The sequence below is a fragment of the uncultured Wocania sp. genome, assembly GCF_964021735.1.
Taxonomy (GTDB): Bacteria; Bacteroidota; Bacteroidia; order Flavobacteriales; family Flavobacteriaceae; genus Wocania_A.
Genome location: NZ_CAXIBN010000175.1, coordinates 1 through 6,468 on the forward strand (window position 1 = coordinate 1; position 6,468 = coordinate 6,468).

Below are 6,468 nucleotides of genomic sequence, written 5' to 3' on the forward strand. Positions count from 1 at the left end.
TCCTCAACATTAATTTGTTGAGGATTTTTTTTGACCTATACTGAAATTGAAAATGATTTAATTTTGAATCTTACAAACTACACAACTATAAAAGAATTTTTTGAAACAAAATTCATATAAAATTTATTGTAAGGTTGTGTTAGTATAAGGACTAAGAAAAATAATTTTAAGTTAAAAATATTTACTAAATTGGTTTCTATGAATATTATCATTCAATCTACCTTAAAAACACTTCAAAAATCTAAGAATTTACTTGATAAATTAGAAGACAATGCATTATGTGATGCTTCATTACCTCCTTACTATTCAAGTATTGGTACTCACATTAGGCATATTTTAGACTTTTATGATTGCATATTCAATTTAGATTCTGATAAGGTAATAGATTTAACTAAGAGAAGTAGAAGTAAAGATGTAGAATCTAAATGTGTTAGTGCAGTAAATTACCTAAACATAATTATTGAGAAATTGAGTAAAACTGATTTTGATATGGATGAAACAGTAAAGGTGATTGACGATTTAGGTTTAGGTAAAACCGAAATAAAATATACTTTAGGAGCTATTTTCACACAAGCAAATAGCCACACAATACACCATTATGCTATTATAAATTATATATTAGAAGGATTGAATATTTCCTTTAATGATTCGAATTTTGGTTATAATCCTACAACGCCAAAGCTTTCTACTTTAAATTAAGAATTGTTTTTTTTAAACATGCTATCTAATATGGTATTAATGCCTTTGAAAGCAAAAAACACAGCTAAAGAACAAATCAGTATAGCAATAATTAATATAGGAATATAAAGTGGTTTTTCTTTATTGCTAAGCGCTATGTGAATAAGTGTTGGTCCTAAAAACATAAAGCCTAAAGAGATCCCCATAGTTTTTAACCCTTTAGCAAGTATATTTTTATCAGTTTTATTTGTTTTCATTGATATAGTTTTGAACCGCTAAACGTACACTACCATAATTATTTAATAATTGTTTTGCTTTTTCTTGAGATACATTAATTTCGTTCATAATCATTCTTACACCTCTATCTACAAGTTTATTGTTACTCAATTGCATATCTACCATTTTATTTCCTTTTATATGGCCAAGTAAAACCATAGACGTGGTAGTTATCATATTCAAAACTAGTTTTTGTGCAGTTCCGGCTTTCATTCTAGAGCTTCCTGTTACAAATTCTGGACCTACAATAACTTCGATTGGGTATTTTGATACATCTGCTAAAGGACTATTATTATTACAAGTAATACACCCCGTAATAATATTGTTTTTGTTGCAAGCTTCTAAAGCTGAAATAACATAGGGAGTGGTTCCTGAAGCAGCAATACCAACAACAACATCTTTATCGCTAATATTATAATTTTGTAAATCTTGCCAACCTAATTCTGTAGAGTCTTCAGCAAATTCTACGGCATTTCTGATAGCAGTATCTCCACCTGCAATTATTCCAATTACTAAGTCTGGAGAAACCCCAAACGTTGGCGGACATTCGGAAGCATCTAAAATGCCTAACCGCCCACTTGTACCTGCTCCTATGTAAAATAATCGTCCACCTTTTTTTAATTTTGGAACGATTTGTTCTATAAGTAATTCTATTTGTAGAAGCGATTTTTCTACCGCTAGAGGTACTGTTTTATCTTCGTTATTGATGTTCGAAATTAATTCTTTAACACTCATCTTTTCTAGATGGTTGTAATTTGAATCTTGTTCGGTTGTTTTTGTAAAGCTCATAATTCAAAAGTATGAATTATTAGCGAATTTTAATCAAAAAGAACATCTTCAACTTCTATTTTTTTATCATTAATAAAATCGTAAAGTGTTAGCTGTCTTAATATGTAATAATCTCGCCAGAATTTTTCGAGAGAATTTAAGTATTCAAATACAGCCTTATCTCTTTCTTCTAACGCAATATTTAAATCTGTAATTGTTACTTTATTTAATACATACCTTTTTTTAGAAATTTCATATCGCTTCATTGAAACCTCTTTAGCTTTTTCTGCTGTGAATAAAAAATCTCTTTGATTAGACCAATTTAATACATGTAAATATATTTCCTGTTCGAATTCTTGCTTATTTTGATTTATATTATTGTTAGTTAAATCTAAGTTAGCTTCTGCCATTTTACGTCTTGATTTAGATACCCCCCAATCGAATATAGGAATGCCAACAGATACTGAAACGTTTTGCTGTTTGTTAAAGTTATTAAATAGGTTATTAAAATCATCACCATTTTGCGATATTCCAAAATTAGCTCTTATTCCCAATTGTAATTTATTATTACCTTTCTGAAATGCCACCTCTTTTTCGGCTTCTAATCGTTTTCTTCTAAACTCTATAATTGCTTTTCTATTAGACTTTGCTTCATTTAATGCCTTATCAATATCTACATTAAAAAGAGGTAGTTGTTCGGGGATATCTAATTTTAAATCTTCAGTATCTAATTCTAAGTATCGTGCTAAATTTTGTGATGCTCTTTTTAATTCAACCGTATTTGTAGTCACTCTATTTTTAGAGTTTAGGAACCTTAACTCCATTTGTAATAGTTCATTTTCAGCAATCTTTCCAATTTTATACCTTCCTTTTGCTATTTGAAATAAGGTGTCTTGATTTTTTAAGTTAGTTTCTGAAATAGCCAACTGCATTTGTGCTTTTAGCAAATCAAAATAACGATTGGATGTACTAACAGATATTTGCTCCATATTTTCGATAAAATCTCTTTTAGACTCTTCGTAAATTAGTGGTTCAATTTTTTTATCCCATTTGAATTTGTTGAATAATATTGAGTTTTGAAAATAATTAATAGAAAAAGGAATAACAGAATACCCGATATTATCGTCAAGACCAAATAATTCTACACGTTCTAAGTTTGTATTGACAGATAATGTACCTCCTGTATATGGTATACTTTGAGAAATAGATAAACCGCCTTCAATAAGTAATTGATTTTGTGTTACAAAAACATCTTGTCCAGTGTCGTTTGTTATTCTACGTACTGCATTTCGATATTCAGGTAGTATAGCGGTTAGTCTAAGTTCTGGTAAAAAACTTGCTTTATAACGCCTGAAACGCCAATAGTTTGATTGGTTTCTGTTTAAATTAATTTTATAATCAGGTGATTTTTTTTGAGCAATTTCAATCGCTTCATTGAGCGTTAGTTTTTTTGACTGTGCATTATTGAATAATGGAAAAACAACAATAATGATAAGGAGTATTTTTTTCATATTTTATTATTCGGATCTTAAAGCTTGAATAGGTTTTTTATTAGCGGCTGCTTTTGCTGGAAATATTCCAAATATTAATCCCACAGCAACAGCAATAAAGAATGAAATCATAATTGAATTTATAGATAAAACAGTTTCAATTCCTGAAACTATTTCAATTACATAAGCTCCAATAATTCCAAGAATAATCCCAATAATTCCTCCTCCAACACTAATAAGTACAGATTCTGATAAGAATTGTAATATCACATCTTCCTCAGTTGCTCCAATGGCTCTAATTATTCCAATCTCTTTGGTTCTTTCTAATACTGAAGCTAGCATGATATTCATAATACCTATACCACCAATTAATAGCGATATTCCTGCTATAATGATTAAGACTATATTAAATATTTGCTTTGTTTTTTGTTGTTGTTTGAGTAATTGTATCGGGATTTCTATTTCAAAATCTAAAACATCATTGTGTCTTCGTTTCAACATTTTACTTAAAACTTCAGCTGTAGCTTTTAGCTCATTTGAATTTGAAACTTGTACGGTTAGTTTATCTATTTGATGATAATTACCTCTAGGTATTCTTTTTTTAGGACCATTTTGGTTTCTATTTCGAGCACCTATTTTATCACTAATTATCTTTCGATCTTTATAGCGTACTAAAAATGTATTTATAGGGATATAAACATCTTCATTCAAATCTCTTATGCCTAAGTTTTCTTGTGCTTTATCAGAGATTAATTTTTCTTCAATAACACCTATAACTTTTAACCAAACATCTTTTACTTTAATTTGTTTTCCTAAAGCACTTTCTCCAGTAAATAATTTTTTCTCAACTTTTTTGCCTATAATGCATACTGGTAAGGCATTCTTAATTTGATAGTCTGAAAAACTTTTACCGTTTTCTAAACTTATATTAGAAGATTCAAAAAAGGCAGGAGAAATACCAATGAGCTTAACAGAATTTTGCCTACCATTATTAATAACATAGGTATTTAAAATTATTTCTGGGCTAACAAGTTTAATGCTGGGAATGTTTTTTTGAGCGCTCAATGCGTCTAATATATCTAGGCCTTTAGAAAATCGTTTTGATTCCGTTTTACTGGCATCCTCATCACTTTCGTTAGCGTTTTCATCTTCTTCATCAGGTATAGGGGTAATCACAATGTTATTTACACCTACTAATTCTAGTTGCGCCAATATTTCTTTTTCTGCACCATTTCCTATGGCTAGCATTGTAATTACTGAAGCTACACCAAAAATAATACCTAACGCTGTTAAAAAAGTTCTAACTTTATTCGTTTTAATAAACCAAAATGCTTCAGTGAAATTAGATTTTAGTTTTTCTAAAAGTAGTTTGTCTATCATCTTATTTTAATAGCGTTATACTCTTATCATCCGAATCCTCTGGTTTATTTAAATAAACAACATCATTTTCTTTCAATCCTTTGTATATAATTACAACTTCATTATTAGATGGTCCTAATTCTACTTGCTTTTTATCTATAGATAATCCAGATTTTACATACGCATAACTAATAGAATCTTTAGCAAAAATGGCTTCTAACGGAATCATTAAAACATCATCCTTTTTATCTATTAGTATTTTGTTAGACGTTGTCATTCCAGGTCTAATATTGTTATTTGTTTCATTCAATTTTATTAATACCTGAAAAAGTTTAATATCAGAGCCTGCTTTAGTTTCTCCAACATTAGCAACATCGGTAACAATACCATCAAGTTCTATATCTGGAAAAGCATCAAAACCTACTTTTACAGGTAAGTCTTTTTTTATCTTTCTTATATCAACTTCATTACTATAAGTTTTCGACTCCATTTTTGTTAAATCTGGTAAACTAGCAATAGCGGGCTCCCAAGGTGATATAGTAGATCCAACTTTCTTTTTTGTGCCGTTCCACTCCTTTACATAAGTCACCATACCATCATCATCAGAATAAATAGTGAACTCTTTTTGTAATTGTAATAATTCTTCTATGCGTTTAGATATTTTAGAAACCTCTGTGCCTACCTCAATCATTTTTGCATTGGCTTGTCTCTTTTTTATTGAGTAGTCTGCCTTTTTTTCTTTTAAATCCCGTGCTGTTTTTTCAATCTTGTTTTCTAAAGATCTGATAGTTGCTGGAGGCTCATATATTGAACGCTCTAATTCTAAACTATCCTCTTCAATATTAAATAATAAGTCTTTTATAGAATTACGTTCTTGTTTTAGGGTAAGAGTGGTATCCAATTGTTGTTGTGTAAATCTTGATTGGGCTTTTTCTAAATTTAATTGTGCTTCATTAATTTTTCCATTAACTTCAGAAGCATCTAATTTACCAATATAGTCTCCCTTTTTTACAATAGTACCTTCAGCTACTAAATCTTGTATTTTTATTTGATAAATATTAAATCGCCTTGCATTACTTGGGCCATTAATTTTTTTTGAACTTGTAGACTGTGCTTCACCAGAAATAAATACTTCATTTAAAAAAGTACCTTTTACTACTTTGGCAGTAAGTGAAATATCTTTATCACTATTGGAATTAAAATATGAATAGGCAATTATTATTATTAAAACGATAGTACCTACTATATAGGCTATTCTTTTTTTATTCATGCTGGATGGTTTTTTTGATTGATGAAATTTGTAATTATAGTAAAAATAGTATACCAATAATTTCTTACAGTTAATTAAATCCTAAAAATTTAATTAACTATATTGTTACTAATAATTAGTATTATTTTTATTAAAGAAATAACGCACAAATTTTATGCCAAGTATAATAATAATAAAGTTATTCTATTATATAAGTAAAAATATTGGCTTCTGAAACTCTAAAATATCCTAAAGGAAAGTTATTCGGGTTGGTTTGATTTATGCAATTACCTCTTACTGTAGCTGGCTGGGTTTGAAAAGGGTCGCCAGATTCGTCATCGCTTTGTTGAAGCAAAATATTTAAATAATTATATGTACGACTTGAAATACCATAGTTTCTTATTTCTAATTGGTCACCGCTTGTAAGGGTTTCATCAGAATAAAAAGCGAAGATTTGATTTCCGTCTGTAAATTCATCATCGTATACTTCAATATTTATAGTATTTAGAGCTGGTTTTCTAAACTCGAATAAGTAAAAGTTTTCAATATCTTTTGGATCTGTGTAAAAGGCTTTAATTTCAATTTCATCGCCAGTAAAACCGCCATCGTTTTTTTGCTCAACATACTCAATTGGTGATACTGGTGTTA

Annotated in this window: 7 protein-coding genes; 1 reads left to right on the top strand and 6 read right to left on the bottom strand. The window is 29.1% G+C overall.

Annotated features, from left to right (window positions below; genetic code table 11):
* Positions 1-198 precede the first annotated feature (198 nt).
* Complete coding sequence (locus tag AADI82_RS12770; protein ID WP_341216815.1) at positions 199-699, top strand: hypothetical protein; 501 nt, start codon at positions 199-201, stop codon at positions 697-699.
* Here the strand turns inward: AADI82_RS12770 and AADI82_RS12775 are convergent.
* The 6 genes from AADI82_RS12775 to AADI82_RS12800 all read right to left on the bottom strand — a co-directional run.
* A complete protein-coding gene (locus tag AADI82_RS12775; protein WP_341216816.1) occupies positions 696-935 on the bottom strand; it encodes a DUF6095 family protein in 240 nt (79 codons plus the stop codon). The genes AADI82_RS12770 and AADI82_RS12775 overlap by 4 nt on opposite strands.
* Positions 922-1,743, bottom strand: a complete 822-nt coding sequence (gene murQ, locus AADI82_RS12780; protein ID WP_341216817.1) for an N-acetylmuramic acid 6-phosphate etherase — start codon at positions 1,741-1,743, stop codon at positions 922-924. Before murQ ends, AADI82_RS12775 begins: the two co-directional genes overlap by 14 nt.
* Before the next feature lie 29 nt (positions 1,744-1,772).
* Complete coding sequence (locus AADI82_RS12785; RefSeq protein WP_341216818.1) at positions 1,773-3,233, bottom strand: TolC family protein; 1,461 nt, start codon at positions 3,231-3,233, stop codon at positions 1,773-1,775.
* A gap of 6 nt (positions 3,234-3,239) precedes the next feature.
* Positions 3,240-4,592, bottom strand: coding sequence for an ABC transporter permease (locus AADI82_RS12790; protein WP_341216819.1), 1,353 nt, complete (start codon positions 4,590-4,592; stop codon positions 3,240-3,242).
* Between the two features lies 1 nt (position 4,593).
* Positions 4,594-5,841 carry an RND transporter gene (locus AADI82_RS12795; protein WP_341216820.1) on the bottom strand — a complete coding sequence of 416 codons (1,248 nt, stop codon included), beginning with the start codon at positions 5,839-5,841 and terminating at the stop codon, positions 4,594-4,596.
* 178 nt (positions 5,842-6,019) lie between these two features.
* Positions 6,020-6,468, bottom strand: a 449-nt coding sequence (locus tag AADI82_RS12800; RefSeq protein WP_341216821.1) for a DUF4249 family protein, incomplete at its 5' end; no start/stop codon positions are given.

Coding starts and splice junctions, on each gene's coding strand:
- AADI82_RS12785 (WP_341216818.1), bottom strand. CDS start 3,233: ATGAAAAAAATACTCCTTATCATTATTGTTGTTTTTCCATTATTCAAT.
- AADI82_RS12770 (WP_341216815.1), top strand. CDS start 199: ATGAATATTATCATTCAATCTACCTTAAAAACACTTCAAAAATCTAAG.
- AADI82_RS12790 (WP_341216819.1), bottom strand. CDS start 4,592: ATGATAGACAAACTACTTTTAGAAAAACTAAAATCTAATTTCACTGAA.
- AADI82_RS12795 (WP_341216820.1), bottom strand. CDS start 5,841: ATGAATAAAAAAAGAATAGCCTATATAGTAGGTACTATCGTTTTAATA.
- AADI82_RS12775 (WP_341216816.1), bottom strand. CDS start 935: ATGAAAACAAATAAAACTGATAAAAATATACTTGCTAAAGGGTTAAAA.
- murQ (WP_341216817.1), bottom strand. CDS start 1,743: ATGAGCTTTACAAAAACAACCGAACAAGATTCAAATTACAACCATCTA.